Origin of the sequence: Sulfuricurvum sp., assembly GCF_028710345.1 — a bacterium.
In the GTDB taxonomy this organism is placed as follows: Bacteria; Campylobacterota; Campylobacteria; order Campylobacterales; family Sulfurimonadaceae; genus Sulfuricurvum.
Map to the genome: position 1 here is coordinate 35,582 of NZ_JAQTUH010000002.1, position 21,432 is coordinate 57,013.

Here is a 21,432-nt window from a genome sequence, read left to right on the forward strand (position 1 = left end):
AGGGTATGAATGACAATATTTCCGGCAATCGATCTTAAAGACGGTAAAGCGGTACGTTTGACCAAAGGGCTTATGGAGAGTGCAAAAATCTACTCCGATACCCCTTGGGAATTGGTGAAAACGTTTGAAGAGATGGGGGCGCAGTGGGTTCACTTGGTCGATCTTAACGGTGCATTTGCGGGTGAGCCGAAAAACTTAGAACAAATTCGTCTGATTCGTGAAAATTGTAATGTTAAACTACAGCTTGGTGGCGGTATCCGTGATGAAGAGACGATTAAACGGTATTTGGAACTCGGTATTGATCGTCTTATCCTTGGCTCCATTGCCCTACGTAACCCTGAATTCGTAAAAACGATGGCGGCGAAGTACCCTATCGTCGTCGGAATCGATGCGATTGATGGTTTTGTCGCGGTTGAGGGATGGGGTGAAGTGAGTGAGATGCGCGCTACCGATTTGGCACGCGCTTTTGCCGATGCGGGAGTAGAAGCGATTATTTGTACCGATGTGGGACGTGATGGTACACTTTCGGGTGTAAATGTCGATTTTACATTGGAGATTGCACGTGCTTCTGGTGTACCAACGATTGCCAGCGGTGGTGTAAAAGGTGATTCGGATATCGAAGCGTTGCTCCAAAGTGGCGAAATATCGGGTGTAATCGTCGGAAAAGCTTTTTATGAGGGAAGAATTGAGCTAAAACGGTTCTTTTAAACTTCACACAAACTTCATTTGGCTATTATTTGTATAATTAATCTTGAATAAGACATCGATTACAAAGGAAAAACTTTGAAATTATTGGTTGTAGACGATAGCTCAACAATGCGTCGTATCATTAAAAATACTCTTTCACGTCTTGGTTATGAAGATGTTCTTGAAGGTGAAGACGGCCTTCAAGGGTGGGCAGCACTCAATGAAAATAGCGATGTTGGTATGTTGATTACCGATTGGAATATGCCGGAGATGAATGGACTTGAATTGGTTAGAAAAGTGCGCGGTGATGCACGTTTTTCTGATTTACCGATTATTATGGTTACAACAGAAGGTGGAAAAGCGGAAGTTATTACTGCCCTGAAAGCTGGCGTTAATAACTATATCGTAAAACCTTTCACCCCTCAAGTCCTCAAAGAAAAACTTGCAGCAGTCCTTGGCACAGAGGGTTGATGCAAGATTACTATTATATGTTGGTGGTTAAACCATCATCTCATTTGGAACTTTTTAGCGATTTTTTAGTTGATATTCTCCCTGTCGGATTTGAAGAGATCGATGATGGATTTATAATCCGTAGTGAAGAAGATTTAGAGACAGTAAGTTGGGGGATTGAACAGTTTGCTGAAGCTCTCCAAAGTGCGTTAGGTCAAGTAATCGATTTAGATCTTACCTTAACGAAAGAAAAAAATGATGATTGGATTGCGCAGTATCAAAGTGCAATTACACCTATTGAAATTGCCCCCTTTTATATCCATCCGACGTGGGAAGAACCTCGAGAGGGGATGCTTAACATTGCGATAGATCCTGCTCTAGCGTTCGGAACGGGTCACCATCCGACAACAGCGTCATGTCTTCGAGGTATTGCCAAATATATCAAAGAGGGTGATGCTGTCATGGATGTCGGTTGTGGTAGCGGTATCTTAGCAATGGCGGCAATCAAAAAAGGAGCTATTGTTGATGCGTGCGATACCGATCCATTATCGGTTGAAAATGCAATTGTCAATGCAGAACAAAACCACCTCTCATATCGACGTCTTTGGGAAGGGCCTATTCAAGAGACCAATGATGTTTATGATGTTATCGTTGCCAACATTGTTGCCGATGTTCTTGTATTTATTGCCAGCGACCTGAAAAAACGGTTACGCGAGGGAGGGATATTGATCCTCTCAGGAATAATGGATAAATATGAAGATAAAGTTCTAAAAGCGTATAAAGGCTATGAATTAACCGAGCGAATCGTAGAAAATGAATGGGTGACGCTCGTAGTAACCAAAAAGGAATGATGCCGTGGCACAACCAGAACAACCAACTCCTCCAAATAAGAATGATAATTTTTTTAATAAAAATCCCCTTATTACTTTCGCCCTTTTTTCAATTGTCGTCATTATGCTTTTCAAAGTATTTATCGGGGATGAGAGTGATTTAGCATCAAAAGTTAGTGGTTCTCAAGTAACTAAAACCCAAGAGGTAAGTTACGCAGAGCTAAAAAAACTAATTGAAAATAAGCAAGTTGAAAAAGTAGCTATCGGACAAACCTATATCCGAGCATTGGGTAATAGCGGGGGCACTAAAATTGCTTACACCACACGTCGCATTTTAGGGGAAGATACCTCTCTTATTGTTTTATTGGACAAACAACAAATTGATTACAGCGGATTTAATGAGAGCAATTGGTTTACCGAGATGTTTGGATGGTTGTTTCCTTTCCTTATTATTATTGCTATTTGGATGTTTTTTGCCGGACGGATGCAAAAAAGTATGGGTGGTGGAATTTTAGGGATGGGAAGTTCTAAAAAACTGGTAAATTCTGAAAAACCCAAAACCAAATTTGATGATGTTGCCGGTGCACAAGAGGCAAAAGAAGAGGTACTTGAAATCGTTGATTTTCTCCGCTCACCCGATCGTTATGTCGAACTTGGGGCAAAAATACCTAAAGGGGTTTTGCTTGTCGGTAGTCCGGGTACGGGTAAAACGTTACTTGCTAAAGCAGTAGCGGGTGAAGCGGAAGTACCGTTTTTCTCGGTATCGGGTTCTAGCTTTATTGAGATGTTCGTTGGTGTTGGTGCAGCGCGTGTACGTGATTTGTTTGAACAAGCCAAAAAAGATGCCCCTTCAATTATCTTTATTGATGAGATCGATGCTATCGGTAAGAGCCGTGCTGCCGGAGGTATGATGGGGGGAAATGATGAGCGTGAACAAACTCTCAATCAACTTCTCGCAGAGATGGACGGTTTTGGAACTGATACCCCTATTATTATTTTAGCGGCAACGAATCGACCAGAAATATTAGACCCTGCATTGCTCCGTCCGGGGCGATTCGATCGTCAAGTATTGGTTGACAAACCTGATTACCAAGGGCGTATCGATATTCTCAATGTTCACGTTAAAGGGGTCAAAATTGACAGTGATACTGATCTTGAAGAGATTGCTCGCCTTACAGCCGGTCTTGCCGGTGCAGATTTAGCGAATATCGTCAATGAAGCGGCATTGTTAGCAGGTCGCAAAAGTCAAAAAACGGTTCGACAGAGCGATTTACGTGAAGCGGTTGAACGTGCCATTGCCGGATTATCTAAAAAGAGCCGTCGTATTGATGAAAAAGAGAAACGTATTGTTGCGTATCATGAAAGTGGCCATGCATTGTTGGCAGAGACGACCAAGGGAGCTAAAAAAGTCTCTAAAGTCTCTATCGTCCCTCGTGGTCTTGCGGCATTAGGATATACCCTTAACACCCCTGAAGAGAACAAATATCTAATGCAACGACATGAATTGATTGCTGAAATTGATGTATTGCTCGGTGGACGAGCTGCCGAAGAGGTCTTTATCGGTGAAATCTCGACTGGTGCAGCAAACGATTTGGAACGTACTACTGATATATTAAAAGCAATGGTGCAAATGTACGGTATGAGTGATGTTGCGGGATTGATGGTACTTGAAAAACAACGCAGCAGCTTTTTGGGTGGTGGTATGACTCAAGCCAAAGAGTACAGTGAAAAGATGTCGGAAGAGATGGATGGGTTTATTAAAAATACCCTCTCTGAACGTTATATTATCGTAAAAGAGCGTCTTGAAGAGTATCGCGATGCTATCGAAAAAATGGTAGAATTATTGTATTTAAAAGAAAATATAACGGGTGATCAAGTTCGTGAGATTATTGAAGCTTTTGAAAAAGAAAACTCAATCGATACAAAACTTACGCCGCGTAAAGAGACACCCTCTAGTAATAAAATAGTCATTGACGAATAATAGGAGTTATTAAATGAGTGTTCAAAACGATACCTTTATCCTCTCCAAGCAAGGGTGGTTACCGATTGCTCTAGCCGGAACTTTGTTTATTTTTTTCAGCATGACGGCATTGCACCTTTTCCAATTTATTTTCGGTGCATTGTTGATCGCTTTTTTAATCTTATTTCGTAACCCTGAGCGTAGTGCTGCTTTAGGTGAAACCTCGAGTATTATCAGCAGTGTAGATGGGGTTGTTTTGGGTATCGAAGAGACGCTTATTAATGATAAAACAATGAAAAAAGTAACCATACTTAATAGCTTGTGGAATGTCTCAATGTTACGTGCTCCATTTGATGGTGTAATGGAGTGGTGTAAAGTTCGACACGGTGTATCCTTAGGCTTGTATCACCCACTAGCGGAAATGTTGAATGAGAAAATATTAATCGCATTCAAATCACTTTCCGGTCATGAAGTGTTTATTGAGCATACGAGTGCTCAAAGCTGTTTTTCTATCGCTGTAGAGAATGAAGAAGCACAAAAGATGAAAGAGGGGTCACGTTATGGTTTTTTAGCCCGTGGTCGTACTGTGATGTATATTCCTAATGAAGTAACATTAAATGTTCATGCAGGGGCAGATGTACGTGCGGGTGAAAGCGTAATCGGACGCTTTGATGCGTAAAGATCCACCCCCCATCGCCTATCTTTTTCCTAACTTTTTTACTGCTGCTTCTATTTTTTCCGGATTTTATTCTATCACCCTCGCTTTGCAACACTCCTTTGATATAGCTGCATGGTTTATCTTTCTTGCCCTTATTTTTGATGGTTTAGATGGACGAGTTGCCCGTTTGACCAATACGGCTAGCCATTTTGGTGTTGAATTTGATTCCTTAGCCGATATTGTTGCGTTCGGGGTTGCTCCGGCATTTTTGATGTATCTGTATGTTGGAGTTGACTATGGTCGTCTTGGGATTGTCGCGAGCGCTTTGTTTATTATTTTTGGTGCGGTTCGATTAGCCCGTTTTAATGTGATGACCTCTCGAATTGAACCCTCTGTCTTTATTGGATTGCCGATTCCAACTGCAGCTGTAATGATTGCTACGGCTATTTTATTGTTAGAACATTATCCTCATCTCCTTTATCTTAAACTCTTTTTGCTAGTTCTTTCGGTAGTACTTGCTATTTTGATGGTGAGTAATATCCGCTACCCAAGTTTTAAAAAACTCAATATGCGTAGTATCCATTTTACCCGTTTTTTAATCGGAGCAATTGTTCTTGCTTTAATGGTATTTATCTATCCGATAGAGGGGATGGCAATTTTAGGGGCATTGTATTTGGTATATGGTCCATTGAGAGCCTCTTACTATCTGCTCCGCCGACTGTTTGGGATTAAAAACAGTTAAAGTGGATGATAGGTATTGGGTTCGCTTGCGAGCTTATCGGTATCGATACTAAAATCAAACATATTGGATTTGAATCCGCTATTCCCCATTTTATTAAACTGGATAATGGCTGCAGGATTGTTTTGTACTTGCATATAGAGTAATCCTAGTGCGTAGCGATTTTCTAGATAGTTTGGATTGGTCATTTTAGAGAGTTCGAGCAGTGCAATGGCATTTTGAACATGTTCAGCTCCGATGGATGCAGAAGCAGCCATGAAGAGTGTACGTTCATCTTGTACCCCATAAGTATCGACCACCTCATTATACAGAGTGTACGATTTTTCAAAATCTTGGTTGTAAAAATAGGCCAATGCCAAGGCAGAGGCAATATTAGCACGATTCTCTGTTGTGTTTTGATATTTAGTTTCCAGTCTTTGTATCATTGGTGCTAACATCCCTGTAATGGCAGCGATAGTGATTCCTCTCTCACGAACAATTTGGGGACCAAAATAGAGGTCGTCATAAGTGAGTTTTTGATTTTTAAGATAATTGAGTGCCGATCTCGCGTATGCTTTTGGTGCTTCATCTTTATAGTGAGTATCGATGTAAAGTAAATGGGGCAGAAGATCATGTGGTTGCATATAGGTGAGTTTCTCAGACGCTTTACGGGCGCTATCGTCGATTCCGAGCTCGGTAGCAATAATAATTTTCATCACTTGATACAACGGTCGTTCTTTGTAATGATTGTCTAACCAACGGCTCGCTGAGGGGTAATTATTTTCAGACATTGCAAAGAGGGTTCGATAGAGGTCAAACTCTTCTGTTGTCCCTTCTTGCAGTAGATTGTCTTTTATGATAGAGATAAGCTTCGGATTTTTTTTCATTATCATTTCAGAAGACATAACGGCAAAGATACCTGAGAGATAATTGTTAGCATCTGCATGGTAGGAGCGCAAAAAATAGTCGTTTGCTTTTGTGTAGTCTCCTAACTGAGCATAGGTGAGAGCTAAATCATAATTTAAAATTGAATGACTTGGATGCTCTTTAACCAATTTCAAAAATTGTGCATTTGCATCCCGAAGGTGATAACTGAGTGCTTTTTGGATGGCAAGTGCGATTCCGTAATCGACATCCGAAGCGTTAGAACTTTTTTCGAGATACTCTTTAGCGGATGCAACATCATCGATATAGATATTTGCATTTCCTTTTCGAATATAACTGATTGTTTGAGAAGCGTTAAAAATTTTATATGGGGCAAAGGCAAATATTTTAGGATACGTTTGAGGATGTACCTTTGCATTGAGAGTGCGATATGCTTTTTGCAGTGAATCGGGAGAAAAGAGGGTAGGTCTGAGTGTTACTTTGATAGGATAGGGGGTATAGACATCATCAGGATAACTATCGGTCACTTTTTTTAAAATTCCTCCAGCCTCTTGATGCTGACCAAGTTTTAGATCGACAAAGGCGAGTGAGAGGTACTCTTGTATTGGTTTTTTACTTTGAAAGACGGCGTTATTGAGGTATTCACGCGCACGGATAAGATTACCGTTATTGGCATAGAGGAGACCTAGTGAAAAAGAGTCAGTCTCTTGAAGTGGTTTTTCAAGACTTCCGATTGCTCCCGTGTAATTTCCATATAGGGTGTCGATAGAGGCTTTGAGTTTGTTTTGGGTGAGTTGATATTCTGATGTGCTAGGGTGGTTTAGTGCACTGAGTGCCTCAAAATAGTTCCCACGGTAGTAGTTAATTAAAGAATAATAATAAGAGTAGAGAGGTGAATTAGTTTCCGAACTTAAATAGGCTTGTGCAAGATCGATATAGTAATTAAAATTCTCTTTTTGTTCCAAATGAAGACAACAAACTGCCGCATTGATAGCACTGACACAGCGATTTTCAGACATGGAGATAGAGCGTTTAAAGTTTTCAAGAGCAGCTTGATACTCTTTTTCTTTGAGACGGACAACTCCGAGGTTGTACTGAGAGATGGACTCAGAGTAAAGGGCGATTTTTTCAAACAGTTTTAATGCTTCACCTTGATTGCCGTTAGCATACATATAGTTCGCACGTTCAATCATATTTTCAAGCTGGCTTGGTTCTATTGCAGGTTCTTGTTCTTTATTTGAGGCTATTAGGGGCTCTTCTTGTACTATTGCTTCACCGTTACCTGAATGAGAAAGAAAAGCAAAGGTTAGCCCACCGCCCCCAAGTAAGAGGAGAAGTGCACCAGCGATAATGGCAATTTTCTTTTTATTAAGAGGAGTTTTAGTAGCAGCTGAATCACCTTCTGTGCTCGATTGGGCTTCGACGCCGGCGGCATCGGCCTCTTCGATGATGATAATCTCTTCTTGATCAGCCATAAGCTCTCTTTCGTAGAATTAGAGGTATTTTTGCAATACAGCAGGGATGATGATACTGCCGTCTTCTTGTTGGAAATTTTCCATAATAGCTATCATCGTCCGTCCGACCGCTAAACTTGAACCGTTTAAGGTGTGCGCGAGGATATTTTTTCCCTCTTCTTTATAGCGGATTTTTGCACGACGTGCTTGGAAGTCCCGTGTGTTGGAGACGGAGCTGATTTCACGGTAAGTGTTTTGCCCCGGAAGCCACACTTCGAGGTCTACCGTCCTAGCCGCACCGAATCCTAGATCCCCAGTGCAGAGGGTAACGAGACGGTGAGGAAGTCCCAGCGCTGCGAGGAGATCAGAAGCACACGCAACCATCTCTTCAAAAATAGCATCACTTTGATCGGCGCGGGTGATCGAGACGAGTTCGACTTTGTGAAACTGATGCTGACGGATCATACCGCGCACGTCACGTCCGCCGCTTCCTGCCTCTTTACGAAAACACGACGTATATCCTGTCATTTTGATCGGTAACTCCGCACCGTTTAGGATTTCGTCTTGGTAGAGGTTGGTGAGAGGGACTTCTGCCGTCGGGATGAGATAGAGCTCTTCCTCTTCGACTTTGAAGAGATCCTCTTCGAACTTCGGAAGCTGACCTGTCCCCTCTAACGCACGACGATTGACGAGCATCGGAACGCTGAACTCTTGAAAACCGCGCTCACGGTTAAAATCGAGCATAAAATTGATAAGGGCACGTTCCAACCGAGCACCCATTCCGCCCACGACGCTGAAACGGCTTTTTGCGAGTTTAACCCCCCGTTCGAAATCGATCCAACCGTTAGCTTCGGCGAGTTCCCAGTGCTCTTTTGGAGTGAATGTGAATGTTGGAGGGGTGAGGACTTTGCGAATTTCGATGTTGTCGTTTTCATCTTCACCATCAGGTACGTCCGCATCGGGGATATTAGGGACACGCATGATGATTGCATCGAGGGCTTCTTCGGCAGAGCGTTGTGTATCGAGGAGATCACCCAGGGTTACTTTGTTCGCATCGACTTCGATTTTCAACTCGTCGGTACTTTTTCCCTCTTTTTTGTATTGACCGAAAAGTTTGCTCAACTCATTTTGTTTGGCTTGCAATGTCTCGTAGGCTAGTTTGGCGGTTTTGAGGGTTTCGTTGGCGGATTTTAGCTCTGCAATCGTCTCGGCGGAGACTTTTTTGCGCATAAGTGCGCTTGCGGTTTCGTCAAAATTTTTCTGGAGAAGTTTTACATCGATCATAAAGGCTCATTTCATGGATTTAATAATGATCGATTATAGCCAAAAGAGGCTGAAATTAGGTGAAAGATGGATCGATGAAAAAGCATGAAAAAACAAGATAAAATAGCGTTAATTTTGTAAAAAAATTGCATAGAAAATGAGTATCATTCCAATGTTAATCTAAAATTTGAAACAAAAAGGTGTATTAAAAATGATTAAAGTTTTTTTCAAAAAAATAGTAGCAAATATTATCCCTTTGAGTGTATTTACAGCTGTATTTGGAATTATTATTTTTCAGTTATTTGCTTTTTTTGAACCTTATTTGTATCCTTTACACTGGTTACAAGCTGATGCAAAAGTGGTAAATTCAAATGTAATAATAGGTGCTTATCCTAGGGAAAATGATTTGTATACTCTAAAAAATAAGCTCCATGTTACAACGGTAATTTCATTGTTAAATACGTCTGGAATTCCACAAGAAAAAGATTTGTATGATGTAGAAAAAGAAAATTGTAAAGCATCTCATTTAAAGGTAATGAATTTTCCATTAGATTCTGATAAATTAAATACGGTAGGTGCACAAGAAGAGATCAATAAAATTATTGGATATGTACAAACACATAAAGAGGAAAAAATTTATATCCATTGTTATTTGGGGAAGCATAGAGCAATAAAAGTTGGTCAAGCAATAGAAGCAACGTTGAAATAGTTTCAATAATATGTGTTACGTTGTGATCTCTTTACGATTGATTTTTCCCCAACCTTTGCGCCAAAATTGGAATGTTGCAATAAAGCGTTCAATAGTCATAAGTTGACGGTAGCCAAAAGATTCCATTAAGCCAAAGAGTGCGAGTTTAAGCAAATCTTTACTTGATGAATAACGTTTATGGATAAAATTATCCAAGAAAATCGAGCTTAAAGTGATATAGCTTCCCCATGTAAATGCAAATAAAAAGATATAGATACTGATTTCTCTATCGATTAAGCCAAAAATATAAAAGATAATAAAACTGATGTATCCAAACATTTCTATGGTTGGTCCGAGTGCTTCGACAAAGAAAAAATAGGTCATTCCAAGCAACCCCACCTTTTTATACTTGGGATTGAGCATCATAACTTTGTTATACCATAAAACATCAATCAATCCTCTGTGCCATCGGTTGCGTTGTTTCATAAGTGATGTCCAGTCATCCGGTACTTGTGTCCAGCATATAGGGTCGGGAACCGATAAAATTTTATAAGGAATATCATGTTCAATACAGTAACGATGTGTTCTAACAACTAAGTCCATATCTTCTCCTACGGTATGTCGGTATCCTCCAATTTTTAAAACGATATCTTTACGAAAAATTCCAAAAGCACCTGAAATGATAAGTAAAGCATCAAAGAGATTCCATGCTGATCGTCCTGCTAAAAATCCTCGTGTGTATTCAACGGATTGAAAAAGTTCGATCCATTTGGAGGGTGTTTTGATAGAGGTGACTTGCCCGTTGACAACGGTGCAACCGTTTAGTGGACGAACAGTTCCTCCGACTGCTACTACTTCTTTATCGTGAGCAAAAATAGATCCTGCACGTAAAAGGCTATCATGTTCTAATAAAGAGTCAGCATCAACAACACAAAATAAAGGGTAGTTACAAGCATTGATTCCACAATTGATTGCATCAAATTTTCCGCCGTTGTCTTTATCGATAAGCCATAAATTTGGGTTTAATAAAGAGATATAAACTTGTCGGATTGGCTGATGATATATTTCAAGTTTTACCGGTTTGTCAACAGGGATAAAATGAAATGCATCGATTAAGCGACTTATTGTTTCATCTTTTGATCCATCGTTAACGATAATTATCTCGTACTCAGGATAGTGCAAAGCTAGCTGAGAACGGATACTACTAACTATAGTTGCTTGTTCGTTGTAAGCAGGAACAATTAGGGAAATTGGTCTGTATAAAGAAGTAGAAAGTGTTTGGTGAAGTCTGAATCGACTACCGTATACTTCTCGTTTGATAATATCGTCTAATGCAATAAAGGTAAAGGCGGAATAGGTACTATTAAGAATGAGAAAGTAGATAAAAATAATGATCTGGATAATAATAACGATAATGAATAGTAGATCAAGCATGTGCATCTTCGATTAAGTGAAGTGAAAAAATGGCACATTCTTTAGCATATAAATCTTGTCCGGAAGTAGCAATGGTATGTAGAATATCAATACCACCATTTAGTTTGGAGAGAGAACGTGAAATATTGTATCGAACGTAAAATGAATCATCACTAAGATGGAGAGAAGAGAGATAGGTTAAATCGTCTCCTTTATAAGATGATAGACTTTTTGCCGCTACAATACGGAGAGTCTCATTATTGCTTTTTAAGGCATTAGCTAAAATGGTTTTATCAGTTATATGTCCAAAAGCTCCTAAAGCTCTTACAATCGTTATTTTGATACTATCATGAACCGTCATAAAATATAGTTCTTGTAATTCCGGAATAATCGATTCATACCCAATAATCGAGATAGCTTCAATAAAAGCTTTGAGTGTTAAATAGTTCGATTGTAATTGCAACCAATAAAATATTGTAATAATCGCCATGTGATTATCGAGTTCGATAAATCTTTGTATTGTATTGCTTAATAGATATTCGGTAAATTTACCGGATGTATCGGTTTTGTTTAGAGCTGATAAGAACAGTTCAGATTCTTCAGGATTTAGAATAAAACTAAGACCTGTCAATGCACTATTACGGATAGAGATATCGGCTGAAGGGTCATTTATAAGAGATAAAAAGAATGGATGATTCTGTTCATAATGACACATTGCAAGACGATCTACTGCATTAAGCCGTTGATTTGTATTTTGGTTTGATATGGCTATATTGAGATAATGATCCAATACACCGTATTGTATAAGTGCATTATGTAATACAGATTTATACAAAGGGTCATTAAAGGTTTCAAGAAGCTCAATAACAATATCACTGAATGCTTCATATTCAAGCTCTTTGTGCAGTGTTGGGATAGTGTGCTCTGGTAACTCAGCAAAGAGTGAGAGTGTTAACTGATCTCGATAAAAATTTTTTAAATTTTCGATTTTTATTATTTTTGATTCAATTTTTATTTTATGAATAAATAAGACAATAATTGTTATTAAAGAGAGAGCGACAAAAAAGAGGATGCCGATTATCAGGAAGTGGCGGAAAAAAAGTGTTATTGACTTTGAATGATTGATGATAGAGATGTATGTCGATTTAGGAGGTTCAATTGATGGGATTTTTTTATTTTCTGTGACAGGTGAGAATGTACTTACCGATTGAGGATATTTTGGCATTTGTGTGATCTCTTCAGTTTGCATATGCCAAGTTGTCGTTGGCATAATGATGGCATGTTCAAAACCTATTGCAATATACTTTTTTAAATCTCTATTGAGTTCATTAGGTGTTTTGCTTATACCGTATTGGGCAACAATATAAGATCCGATTTTGTAAAGTTTAATCTCTTTATGATTTGCTAAAGAATGTTGTTGCAGTTCATTTTTGGAAGCTTCGATCGAGGTTGAAGAAAAAAGTCTGATTGTATAGACCCGTTCTTTTGAGATAGATGGTGATGTTTGTGCATAAAGTAGATAAGGCAATAGTAAGAAGTAGAATAGGGTAGTATTTTTTTTTATTTTATAGGAAAAAAATTGCATTTACCAAAAATATTTGAGAAAAATTTCTCCACCACTTCTTCGATATAAATTGGTTCTTCTCCCATCTGTTAATGATGATCCTACTGACCATGAAGGGCTAAATCGCCAATCTCCACCTATTGTTTGAGAGAAAGTACGTGTATGTAAAAGCGGATCAACTCCGGTGACTTCATAACCATTTCCGAGGGTAAGGGCATAGTAAAGGTGAAGATGCTCTATCTGATCATAAGCTAATGTAGAAACGCTGGCATAAGAGTGGGAAGAAGGGACCCAATAAAGGTCTTCAGTTAATCGCATACCGTTATTCCATGGTAGCGGAAGTGCAATAGAAGGTTTGTATATATCGACTGAAGTATTTTGAAATATCATGTGACGGTATACTAATCCAAGTTCGGTATCGTGAAAGACTCCTTGATAAATTCCAGCAGAGTAATCTAACGTAGGTAAAAAATATGGATTTGAAGATTGATATACAGAAAGAAATCCCCATCTCTTAGAACTTTTATCGCCTAAATCGCTATATATTTCTAAGCCGTTTTGTCGATCTGTTAGGGCATAACGATGAATGGAAGCTGTGCTTCCTATCCATGTCATTCCTAATGCGTGTATTCCTGCTTGAAGGGTGAAGTCTTGTTCAGAATTATGATTTGCTCCATAACTATAAGCTTCACCTTTTAGTAAGACAAAGTTCTTTTTTGCAGCGAATTGATCATTTAATGAAGTATTTGAAACTTCATCCATTTTGACCAAGTAGGATCTATTGTGGGTCATATCATAAAGTGTTTGATAATAAAAAGTTGCCTTTGGATAGTTGTGGCTCCAATATTGCAACGATGCTAAAAGTTCAATGATTTCAACATTTTTTGGATAGTGTTTATCCATTGCTTCCAGCCGATTTATTGCTTGTGGAAAATCATTTTTAGAAATTAAAGCAGAAATATTTTTAATACTTTCATCATAGTTTTCGATAGAATAGTTAGAGGAACTATCGGTTAATGATTCTCCTCTGAGAGATAATGATAGGATGAATAAGATAAAAAGGGTACTAAAATTATGCATGTAAACGTTTTGACTCTTTTAAGGTATTGTCAATGACTGATAATAGTTTTGCAGGGTTAACAGGTTTGGTAAGATAATCATAGACATTTCTTAGCTCATGTCGCTCTTTGTTATGGGCTTGTGAAAGTGCAGAAAGGATCACAATGGGAATGTTGATTAATTCAGGGTCGTTGTGTGCAGCATAAGCAACATCAAATCCCGTCATTTTAGGCATATTAAGATCCAATAAGGTTAAATCAGGATGGAACTCTTTCATTTTTGCAAGCCCCTCTTCTCCGTCGAAGGCAGTGAGTATTTGATACCCGTTACGTGATAAATAGTTGACGAGAAAAGAGATAATTGTTTTGTTGTCATCAACGCATAATATTAAAGGCTGTGTTTGCATAGGTAGTAAAACTTTAAGTTATAAAATAATTATTGACATTATACTCTATTGTAGGTTAGCCAATAATTAACTAATTATTATATGACTAGATATCATCAAGACTGTGAAATACCCATCCTTTGAAGGAGGTGTGGTGAATACTCATCATTAGAACCTCTTCTAATCTATCCTTATGATTAAAAAATGATAGCTGTTGAGCATTTGATTCTTTGGATGGGGAGAGATCAACTGCTAGAAAGATCGATTTTTTAGAGGTATCGGCATAGTTTAGTTCGTGTTCAACTGTTGCCAATAAATCATTGGGATTAGTACGATAGGACATAATAACGGTTTCATCAGCAATGTCAATTACTTGATCGCTCAGTGGACGATGGTTGATACTGATTGAATCAAGCCAAAAAGGGATAGAAATAGAGAGTTTTAACCCTTTTTTGTGTAATTCTTCAGAAACTGCTTTCAGTTTTAAGAGATAACGGTGCCATAAATTCTCTTGGCTAGCAGGAGTATAGTCAGGTCGGGTATAGATCTCAATATCAAGATGAAGACCTTGGATAGCTATATGTTCTTTGAGTGCTTGATCAAGAATTGATAAATCGTATTGGATAGATGAGGGATCGTCAATGGACGCTGTATTACCATCTAAAAGCCAAAAGGAATAGTGATTAAGTTGTCGAGCGTCTTGACGAAAAGATTCGTCTATCTCTGTATTATGTCGTTGTAGATATACGGTACTGATGGAATAGAGTGACGTTTTGGAAAGATTATCCAAACGGTTCCATGCCCATACTCCATTGGTTGTTTCTTTTAAAGGAATAGTAGGTTTAGAACATCCATAAAATAAAAGTAATGTGAAGAGTATTTGGATGAGAGTATGTAACTTAAGGAACAATGTCAAATACCCATTGATTTTTTCCGCTATGTAAGTCACCGATAATTTTTTGATTCTGAACTTGTACGTCTGATGTAATAGCGCGTAAATGGACTTTGCTGTTAACGGTAAATGTTATCCCTTTAAAATCAGCAGGAGCATTAGTGGTGATAATAAGGTGGTTGCCTTGATATTGATAATTCCAATTAAGCGTATCTCTAAAATGCCAAAAATCTCCTGCTTGTGACATAGTTGTGCGCCAAACATCATTTGGTAGAGCATGAAGAAATTTTTCTTCAAACGATAAATCTAGGTTTTTAAGTTTCCACCATGTGCAATCAGGGTGTATTAATAACACAAAAACGGCACCATTGTTATGAAGTTTAGTAAATAGTTGTATTGCTTTATTAAGACGAAAAATGAGGGGAGGCAACATTTCATCTTCATAACTCAATGGAAATTCAAATATTTTGCTTTCTAGATTTAGGGTATATTTATCATAAGGATAACGATAAGGAAAATAAGAGAGAACATCTTCAGCCGAAAAGTTAGAACCTTGTTGATATTCCAGCTGCTCCATAATAGTGGGTAACTCTTTGTGGTATAAAAGTTCACCGCTTCTAAAGGATGCGACCTTTCCCCCCTTCATCCCATCTATAAGCTCTTTGCTCACTTTTAATTCACCGCAAAGAGTTGGATTGTTGTGATCTTCAGTATCGTTGAAACTGATTGGCTGATATTCAGGATAAGATTCTTTACATGTACCTATAGGGAGCTTGTTGAAATTTCGTGTGTGAATTACAGTATGGGAACCTATTTCAAATCCATTCTTTATCAACCAAGGGAAAATATGTGTTGTTTTAGGGGTAAAAAAAGCGATATCTTTATCATCAGTGAGATATTTTGTTTGGATAAAAAAAGTGCTTGGGGTATGTTCACGGATTTCAGTTTCGGCAAACTTTTTCACCCCCTCTTCAATGGAATATCGGTAATCAATGTCATGTGTAATCAAAAGTGTTGATTGGTATCCATGTGGGGCAGTATGGAGGGTTACTCCTATCGGAAATGTTGATTCATACATCCCTTTTACAAACAAAGAAAGATAGTCAGAAAGCGGTTCAAAATCGTTACAATAGTGATGATTGGCATTGTAATCTCTCCCAACTAAATTTCGAAGTCGTAAATCGTAGGAAGATATTCCAATTAAGGTAATATCCCCTTTTTTATACGTATAACGAATGGCGGCGGCATTGCCATCTTCATAACGTGCAAGTGTAATATCATTTGGGTGGGTTGTAATGGAAGTTGTATAAGGTGCTTTATCTTCCATAGTAGATAAGGTGTAGTTCTGCTCATTGGGATCATCGAAATATCGGTGACATGTATCGGGCTGAAGAGAAAAACTTTTGTGTATGTGTCCAGTGTTAAGAGATCGTGATTGCAAAATTGGGGCAAGTTTTGATTCAAGATCATGGTTGGCACCGACGATAATTAAACGACCACCTTTGTCTAAAAAATCTTCTAACATTTTCACTCGTTCAGAAGTAAACCAGTTTGGAAGAAAAGATCCTGCATCTAAATAGGCTATTTTTCCGGAAAAAAAAGCTAGATTTTCAGAGAAAACGAATGGTACACCGGAGATTCGTAATATTCTACTAATCATTGATGAAGACTCTGGATTACATAATAATGCGATTGATGTTTCCGTTGTTGCTAAATCTTCTGAGATGCTTGGTGTAGTTAACTGCGATAAAGTGATGGGTATTGAAGTCAGAGTGTCAATTTTTGCGATAGGTTTTGGATTAAAAAAAGAGTAAAGCATCATTAATAGTACAATGATTGGGAGTAAAATAATTAAAAAAATGCGCATTCTTTCTCCGAACAATTAATGAAAAAAGTTTTCTTGCGTGTATTATCGACAATAAGGACTTAATATTTAGCTCAAAATCACTTAAGAGACCCGTACTCGCCCCGTCGTGATTTTATGGATGACATGGGTGATATAGGTTTGATAAGGGATTCCCTCATTGAGTGCCATCGCCTTGAGTTTCGTGATATCGTCTTCGAATAGACGGATACTGATTGCTTTACGCTTGGAACGTTGTTTAATCGTCTCAGAAGCTGCGATTTTTAGCGATTTTTTGAGTTGCTCTAATTCATCGATAGGTAGTGAAATATACTCACCATTTTCCACCGCGTTGACGATGGCTAGCTCTTCATCCGTGTAGAGTGTTTTGGTACGCATCGGTTACTCCTTAAAGTATTTTTTGGTTTCTTTTCGGCTGGGATAGATCGTTTTGAGAAAAAACGTATCTCCCTCTTTGACAAACGGAACGATATAGGCGTAATTCATAATTTCGACAATTAAACAGTATTGACCCTGATGGTTAGCACTTGGGTTTTTGACGATGTCGAGAAGTTTGTTGTCTTGGATGCTGGTGACGACATCCTCGAAACAGACATTTCGGCTCTCTTTTAGGAGGGTGTTTTTTTCATCGTTCCAATCAAAAACCATTTGATCCCCCACCTGCTAAAGATATTGTTTTATAATTGTATATCAATTGTATGTAAAAGGACATAAGATTCTTGAAAACTTTTGAAAAAAGCTGGATTCCCAATCAAGTCGGGAATGAAGAGCGAGTGAAAGGGGCTGAAAATAGGTCAAATTCGTTCCGTAGCCACCTACGTTCACCCTGAGCTTGTCGAAGGCTGAATTCATGGTTCTTCGACATACCTGAAGGGCACGTGAGCTCACCATGAATGGAAAATTTGGTTATTAAAGAAGTAAAGTAATTTAAAGAGAGAAAAGTATATTATGGTATTCAACGTTTAAAGATTTAATATCACTATTACCCACGGATTCAAGATGCATCATGTATTAGATGTGTGTGATGACGAAAATTAATTTCCACCTAAAGGTAGCCTAATGAAAAAGATATTAACGCTTATTTTTCCCCTAACTATTACACTATATGGGGCGAGTTTCGATTGTATGAAAGCAAATTCTAACGTTGAGAAAATAATCTGTTCGGATAACGGGCTATCGGTACTAGATGAAAATCTCTCCAAAGCATTTAAAGAAGCAGTAAAAAGCACTAACGACAAAAACCGGCTCAAAAATGAGCAGTTTACATGGTTGAAAAAGCGGAATGAATGTAAAGATTCTAGTTGTCTGTATGAGGCTTATACAATTCAGCTAAAATACCTTAAAAATAAAGTGCAAACCCCATTTTCAACGACACAAAAAGCTCTCACACGTCCAGCATTAATGTCCGAAACACTTTATACTGATACCTATTATTCTCAAGCACCGAGTGACTCACTGGTATGGGCAAAAGCACTTTTGGGCTTAAATATTTCCGGATTTGCCCCTCATATAGAATCCAATACATGGACTGAATGCAACTATAAGAGCGGATTGATGACGTTGAGGGAAATTCAATCTCAATCAGGTAAGGATAAAACGTATCTGAAATTGTGGGCGGAGAATCAAAACCGGGTCTTTTCAGCATGTGAAGGAGGACCAGAGGACGATGTAATACCGATTCAACCTGTGGGGAAATTACCGCAGAGGGCACAAGGAGATTTTCTCTATCAACTCGGAAGTTGGAATTTTTATCGAAAAGACTACGTTGCGGCAATGGAAAACTATAAAGAGGTCGAAAAGCTGAACGATTCACCGCAGCGGCCGATGGCAGCCTATATGGTTGTGCGTACGCTTGCGTATCAAAACCATGCCGAAGAAGCGTATCATAAAATCGGAGAGATTTTAGCCGATCCTTCCTTGCAAAGCATTCACGATATCGCTAGAAATTATCGCTTTGTTATTATGAGTAATATGCGCTCTTTTAATTTGGAACTTACCCCAGAACTGGCAATGGAGCATTTAAACTGGCTTCAAAAGATTGTTCGCCTCTCTGCTGAAAATATAGAGCAACCGGAGAAATCGTTTACTGAGCAAAAAGATGCTTTGGCACAGTTCAATGTTTATTTTGCACCTTATGCACCTGATGGGAAAGGGGTTGATTGGTGGTTAACCTCTTATGAACCAGAAGGGCCCCGAATGCGTGCCGTAAAAGCTCTGGCATCTCAAAATCCTCTCATCGACTGGATGCAGGCAAAATGGGCATATAACGTATTCAATTACGATTGGCTTTGGTCGTTGCATCAACAAGACAACCCTTATTGGGAACAAAACCGGCATATAGTTACCCATGCACTTACGCAGTGGAAAAAGACCAAAGACGGATCGTGGTTGCAAATTGCTATTCAACGCGTCCATCCAAAGGATGATTTGGCTTCTAAAATTCTCTCCGATGCCGAACCTTATCTGAATAGTGCATGGAAAAACGAAACCCCAGAATATCGGATTTGGCTCTTTGATCTATGGAACAATGCTGTACGTATCCGCTTAGGACGAGATGAAATTGACAAAGCTGATGCACTGATTTTCGGGCATTGGGATTATTTTGAAAAAGAGTTGCTCTATTTTCCAGAATCGATGGAGTACAGCTATCGTAGAGATGATGTTAGACGAGTGTTAAATAAAACATTGCAGTGGTTAATCTATACAGGTAGGATTCAAAATGCACGCTCTTTGCTCGACGGTATACAAAAAAAGCTTCCTAACGAGTTTAATCAGTGGAAAAGCTTATTAGCGACAACACCGGATGAATCGGTCAGTGTCGCGATACTCACTGATTTTTATCGTTATGAATTTTATAAGTACGATAATGACGATAAAGTTTGGCGCGAGATGATCGAACTTTTACCGTTTCAAATGCTTTATTCCATGACGACGGACGATCGGATTAAGCGAGAGTATCGAGGGATGATCGCTCGCACCCTCTTTACAAGAGCGGTATTGCTCCGATACGATAACGATCAGATCGATAAATACGCAGCTTTGGCCGCCAAGCTCAATCCTTCGATTCGTGAGTCGCTTTTGGCGAGTGTCGCCGGGCATAATCGGGATAAATACATCGCATTTCTTCTAAAAATGCCTCGTTTTCGCCCGGCACTCTATTTGGAGTATGCGGATGATCCGGAACGTAAAGGTGAAGAAAAAGGGATAAGACTCGATGCCATCGACGTATACAATCACAACGATAACAACTGGTGGTGCCGATTTGATGAGGAAATGTTTAAAAAACGCATTTTCAATGCCATGGTGATCGTTCCAAACGACAACAATATCCTCTCATTTCACACCAGAAATACAATAGAAGATCAAAGCCGAAGGGGTGAGTTGGAACCTTATCTCGATAATCAGCAAAAATTGCTAAATAATCATCCCTATATGGCATTTATAGATAAAAAAGAGATAGAGGCGTTGGAAAATATTCCATTGGGACCGCAATATCTCAGCGAAGCGGTGATCAAACGTGAAATGGAATCAGGTCTTGCTAAAACTGCTGAAGACCAAAACGAGCGGGCAGCCAATTTAAATCGTGCTGTCAGAACGACACGATACGGATGTAATCGTAATTGTCTGCATGGCGAATACTCTAAAAAAGCCTATGATCTGTTACACGAGCGGTATGAAGACACCCCATGGGCAAAAGCAACGCCGTATTGGTTTAAATAGTGGGTGTAATTAGCTCAGGACAAAATCGCCTTGGCTAACTCAAACTGATTGGCAGTCATAATATGAATTTTCGGATGGAGTGCTTTGAGCTCTTCGAAAAGGGTTTTGCTAAGGCTAAATCCGACACGGTACTCTTCTTCTGGGCTGATGAGTGAGGCTTCTTCGAGGGCTTCGACCCACTCATGCGGTACAAATATCCCCGGTACATTTTCATCCAAAAAGCGGGCAGTACGGAGTTTAGTTATCGGGAAATAGCCCAAAACAAGAACGCAATTTGCGTTATTTTCGCGGTTGGCTTCGCTCATCATATCGAGCAGTTTGCGGGCATTTTCGAGATCGTAGACGGGTTGGGAAATGATGGCGATGGCTCCGTGGGCTACTTTTTTCGCCATCCTTTTTTGAAGCGTTGCGGCACTTTTGGCATAGGCATCGATAACGGCGAAGGGATAAATCTCTTGGACGGGGGCGAGAAGTTTTTGTTCTGCCAAGTCGGTTCCGTTGTTGAGTGCTGTGATGATATCGAGGAGGAGTTTGCTATTTCCCTCGAAAACCCCTTTGGCGTGCGGTTGATCGGAGTAGTGGGCGCTGTCGCCTGTGAGGGCGAGGATGGCGCGGACGTTGGATTCGTTGGCACCGAGGAGATCGGATTGGAGGGCAATGCGGTTACGGTCGCGCATGCTCATCGTGGCGAGCGTGGGGAGTCCGAAACGATCTTGGAGTTTCATCGCGGCAAAGAGGGCGTTGTATTTGAGTTTAGCCAGCGGGTTATCGGTGGTGCTGAACCCATCGACAAGTTTATCGAGACCCAGTGCAGCGATTTTCTCGATTGTCGGGGTGAACTGGGCTGAACGTGACGGTGTCGTCTCTAAGGTGATATAGGTTCCGTGACGGAGTTTATGGAGTAATGATTCGAACAAAAGCTACCCTTGGATATAATTACAT

At 39.4% G+C, this 21,432-nt stretch carries 19 protein-coding genes; 8 read left to right on the forward strand and 11 right to left on the reverse strand.

The features are described 5' to 3' along the window. The first annotated feature begins 9 nt into the window (after nucleotides 1-9). The 6 genes from hisA to pssA all read left to right on the forward strand — a co-directional run bounded on the left by hisA (nucleotide 10) and on the right by pssA (nucleotide 5,327). A complete protein-coding gene (gene hisA / locus PHC76_RS02730; protein ID WP_299971404.1) occupies nucleotides 10-708 on the forward strand; it encodes a 1-(5-phosphoribosyl)-5-[(5-phosphoribosylamino)methylideneamino]imidazole-4-carboxamide isomerase in 699 nt (232 codons plus the stop codon). A gap of 75 nt (nucleotides 709-783) precedes the next feature. Next, nucleotides 784-1,158: a chemotaxis response regulator CheY gene (locus tag PHC76_RS02735; RefSeq protein WP_299971407.1), complete on the forward strand. Its 375-nt coding sequence runs from the start codon at nucleotides 784-786 to the stop codon at nucleotides 1,156-1,158. Beyond that, the gene (locus tag PHC76_RS02740; RefSeq protein WP_299971410.1) at nucleotides 1,158-1,988 is read left to right on the forward strand and encodes a 50S ribosomal protein L11 methyltransferase; all 831 of its coding nucleotides are present in this window, start codon (nucleotides 1,158-1,160) and stop codon (nucleotides 1,986-1,988) included. Before PHC76_RS02735 ends, PHC76_RS02740 begins: the two co-directional genes overlap by 1 nt. 4 nt (nucleotides 1,989-1,992) lie before the next feature. Then, nucleotides 1,993-3,948, forward strand: a complete 1,956-nt coding sequence (gene ftsH, locus PHC76_RS02745; RefSeq protein WP_299971412.1) for an ATP-dependent zinc metalloprotease FtsH — start codon at nucleotides 1,993-1,995, stop codon at nucleotides 3,946-3,948. A 13-nt stretch (nucleotides 3,949-3,961) separates the two neighbouring features. Further along, on the forward strand, nucleotides 3,962-4,606 hold the full coding sequence (locus tag PHC76_RS02750) for a phosphatidylserine decarboxylase (protein ID WP_299971414.1): 645 nt from the start codon (nucleotides 3,962-3,964) through the stop codon (nucleotides 4,604-4,606). Next, nucleotides 4,599-5,327, forward strand: coding sequence for a CDP-diacylglycerol--serine O-phosphatidyltransferase (pssA, locus tag PHC76_RS02755; RefSeq protein ID WP_299971415.1), 729 nt, complete (start codon nucleotides 4,599-4,601; stop codon nucleotides 5,325-5,327). The genes PHC76_RS02750 and pssA overlap by 8 nt, the downstream gene beginning before the upstream one ends. Here pssA and PHC76_RS02760 read toward each other — a convergent pair. After that, nucleotides 5,324-7,663, reverse strand: coding sequence for a tetratricopeptide repeat protein (locus tag PHC76_RS02760; RefSeq protein ID WP_299971418.1), 2,340 nt, complete (start codon nucleotides 7,661-7,663; stop codon nucleotides 5,324-5,326). The genes pssA and PHC76_RS02760 overlap by 4 nt on opposite strands. 18 nt (nucleotides 7,664-7,681) lie before the next feature. Beyond that, nucleotides 7,682-8,926, reverse strand: coding sequence for a serine--tRNA ligase (gene serS, locus PHC76_RS02765; protein WP_299971421.1), 1,245 nt, complete (start codon nucleotides 8,924-8,926; stop codon nucleotides 7,682-7,684). A 190-nt stretch (nucleotides 8,927-9,116) separates the two neighbouring features. Between serS and PHC76_RS02770 the strand changes: the two genes are divergently transcribed. After that, nucleotides 9,117-9,614, forward strand: a complete 498-nt coding sequence (locus PHC76_RS02770) for a hypothetical protein (RefSeq protein ID WP_299971425.1) — start codon at nucleotides 9,117-9,119, stop codon at nucleotides 9,612-9,614. A gap of 15 nt (nucleotides 9,615-9,629) precedes the next feature. Here the strand turns inward: PHC76_RS02770 and PHC76_RS02775 are convergent, their stop codons facing one another. The 8 genes from PHC76_RS02775 to PHC76_RS02810 all read right to left on the reverse strand — a co-directional run bounded on the left by PHC76_RS02775 (nucleotide 9,630) and on the right by PHC76_RS02810 (nucleotide 17,418). Continuing rightward, the gene (locus PHC76_RS02775; RefSeq protein ID WP_299971427.1) at nucleotides 9,630-11,027 is read right to left on the reverse strand and encodes a glycosyltransferase family 2 protein; all 1,398 of its coding nucleotides are present in this window, start codon (nucleotides 11,025-11,027) and stop codon (nucleotides 9,630-9,632) included. Beyond that, nucleotides 11,020-12,534 carry a HEAT repeat domain-containing protein gene (locus PHC76_RS02780; protein WP_299971429.1) on the reverse strand — a complete coding sequence of 505 codons (1,515 nt, stop codon included), beginning with the start codon at nucleotides 12,532-12,534 and terminating at the stop codon, nucleotides 11,020-11,022. The genes PHC76_RS02775 and PHC76_RS02780 overlap by 8 nt, the downstream gene beginning before the upstream one ends. 57 nt (nucleotides 12,535-12,591) lie before the next feature. Beyond that, entirely contained in the window at nucleotides 12,592-13,650 is a 1,059-nt protein-coding gene (locus PHC76_RS02785; RefSeq protein WP_299971432.1) for a YaiO family outer membrane beta-barrel protein, read from the reverse strand. Continuing rightward, nucleotides 13,643-14,035, reverse strand: coding sequence for a response regulator (locus tag PHC76_RS02790; RefSeq protein WP_299971435.1), 393 nt, complete (start codon nucleotides 14,033-14,035; stop codon nucleotides 13,643-13,645). Before PHC76_RS02790 ends, PHC76_RS02785 begins: the two co-directional genes overlap by 8 nt. Before the next feature lie 85 nt (nucleotides 14,036-14,120). Beyond that, the gene (locus tag PHC76_RS02795; RefSeq protein WP_299971438.1) at nucleotides 14,121-14,963 is read right to left on the reverse strand and encodes a hypothetical protein; all 843 of its coding nucleotides are present in this window, start codon (nucleotides 14,961-14,963) and stop codon (nucleotides 14,121-14,123) included. After that, nucleotides 14,914-16,773: a hypothetical protein gene (locus PHC76_RS02800; protein ID WP_299971441.1), complete on the reverse strand. Its 1,860-nt coding sequence runs from the start codon at nucleotides 16,771-16,773 to the stop codon at nucleotides 14,914-14,916. The genes PHC76_RS02795 and PHC76_RS02800 overlap by 50 nt, the downstream gene beginning before the upstream one ends. Before the next feature lie 81 nt (nucleotides 16,774-16,854). After that, nucleotides 16,855-17,148 (reverse strand): hypothetical protein, encoded by a 294-nt coding sequence (locus PHC76_RS02805; RefSeq protein WP_299971444.1) that lies wholly within the window; start codon nucleotides 17,146-17,148, stop codon nucleotides 16,855-16,857. Nucleotides 17,149-17,151: 3 nt separating this feature from the next. After that, a complete protein-coding gene (locus PHC76_RS02810) occupies nucleotides 17,152-17,418 on the reverse strand; it encodes a toxin (RefSeq protein ID WP_299971447.1) in 267 nt (88 codons plus the stop codon). 411 nt (nucleotides 17,419-17,829) lie between these two features. On the opposite strand from PHC76_RS02810, the gene PHC76_RS02815 reads away from it, so the two are divergent. Then, nucleotides 17,830-20,490 (forward strand): hypothetical protein, encoded by a 2,661-nt coding sequence (locus PHC76_RS02815; protein WP_299971450.1) that lies wholly within the window; start codon nucleotides 17,830-17,832, stop codon nucleotides 20,488-20,490. 14 nt (nucleotides 20,491-20,504) lie between these two features. On the opposite strand, the gene PHC76_RS02820 is transcribed toward PHC76_RS02815, so the two are convergent. Continuing rightward, nucleotides 20,505-21,407, reverse strand: coding sequence for a methylenetetrahydrofolate reductase (locus PHC76_RS02820; protein ID WP_299971453.1), 903 nt, complete (start codon nucleotides 21,405-21,407; stop codon nucleotides 20,505-20,507). Between the last annotated feature and the right edge of the window lie 25 nt (nucleotides 21,408-21,432).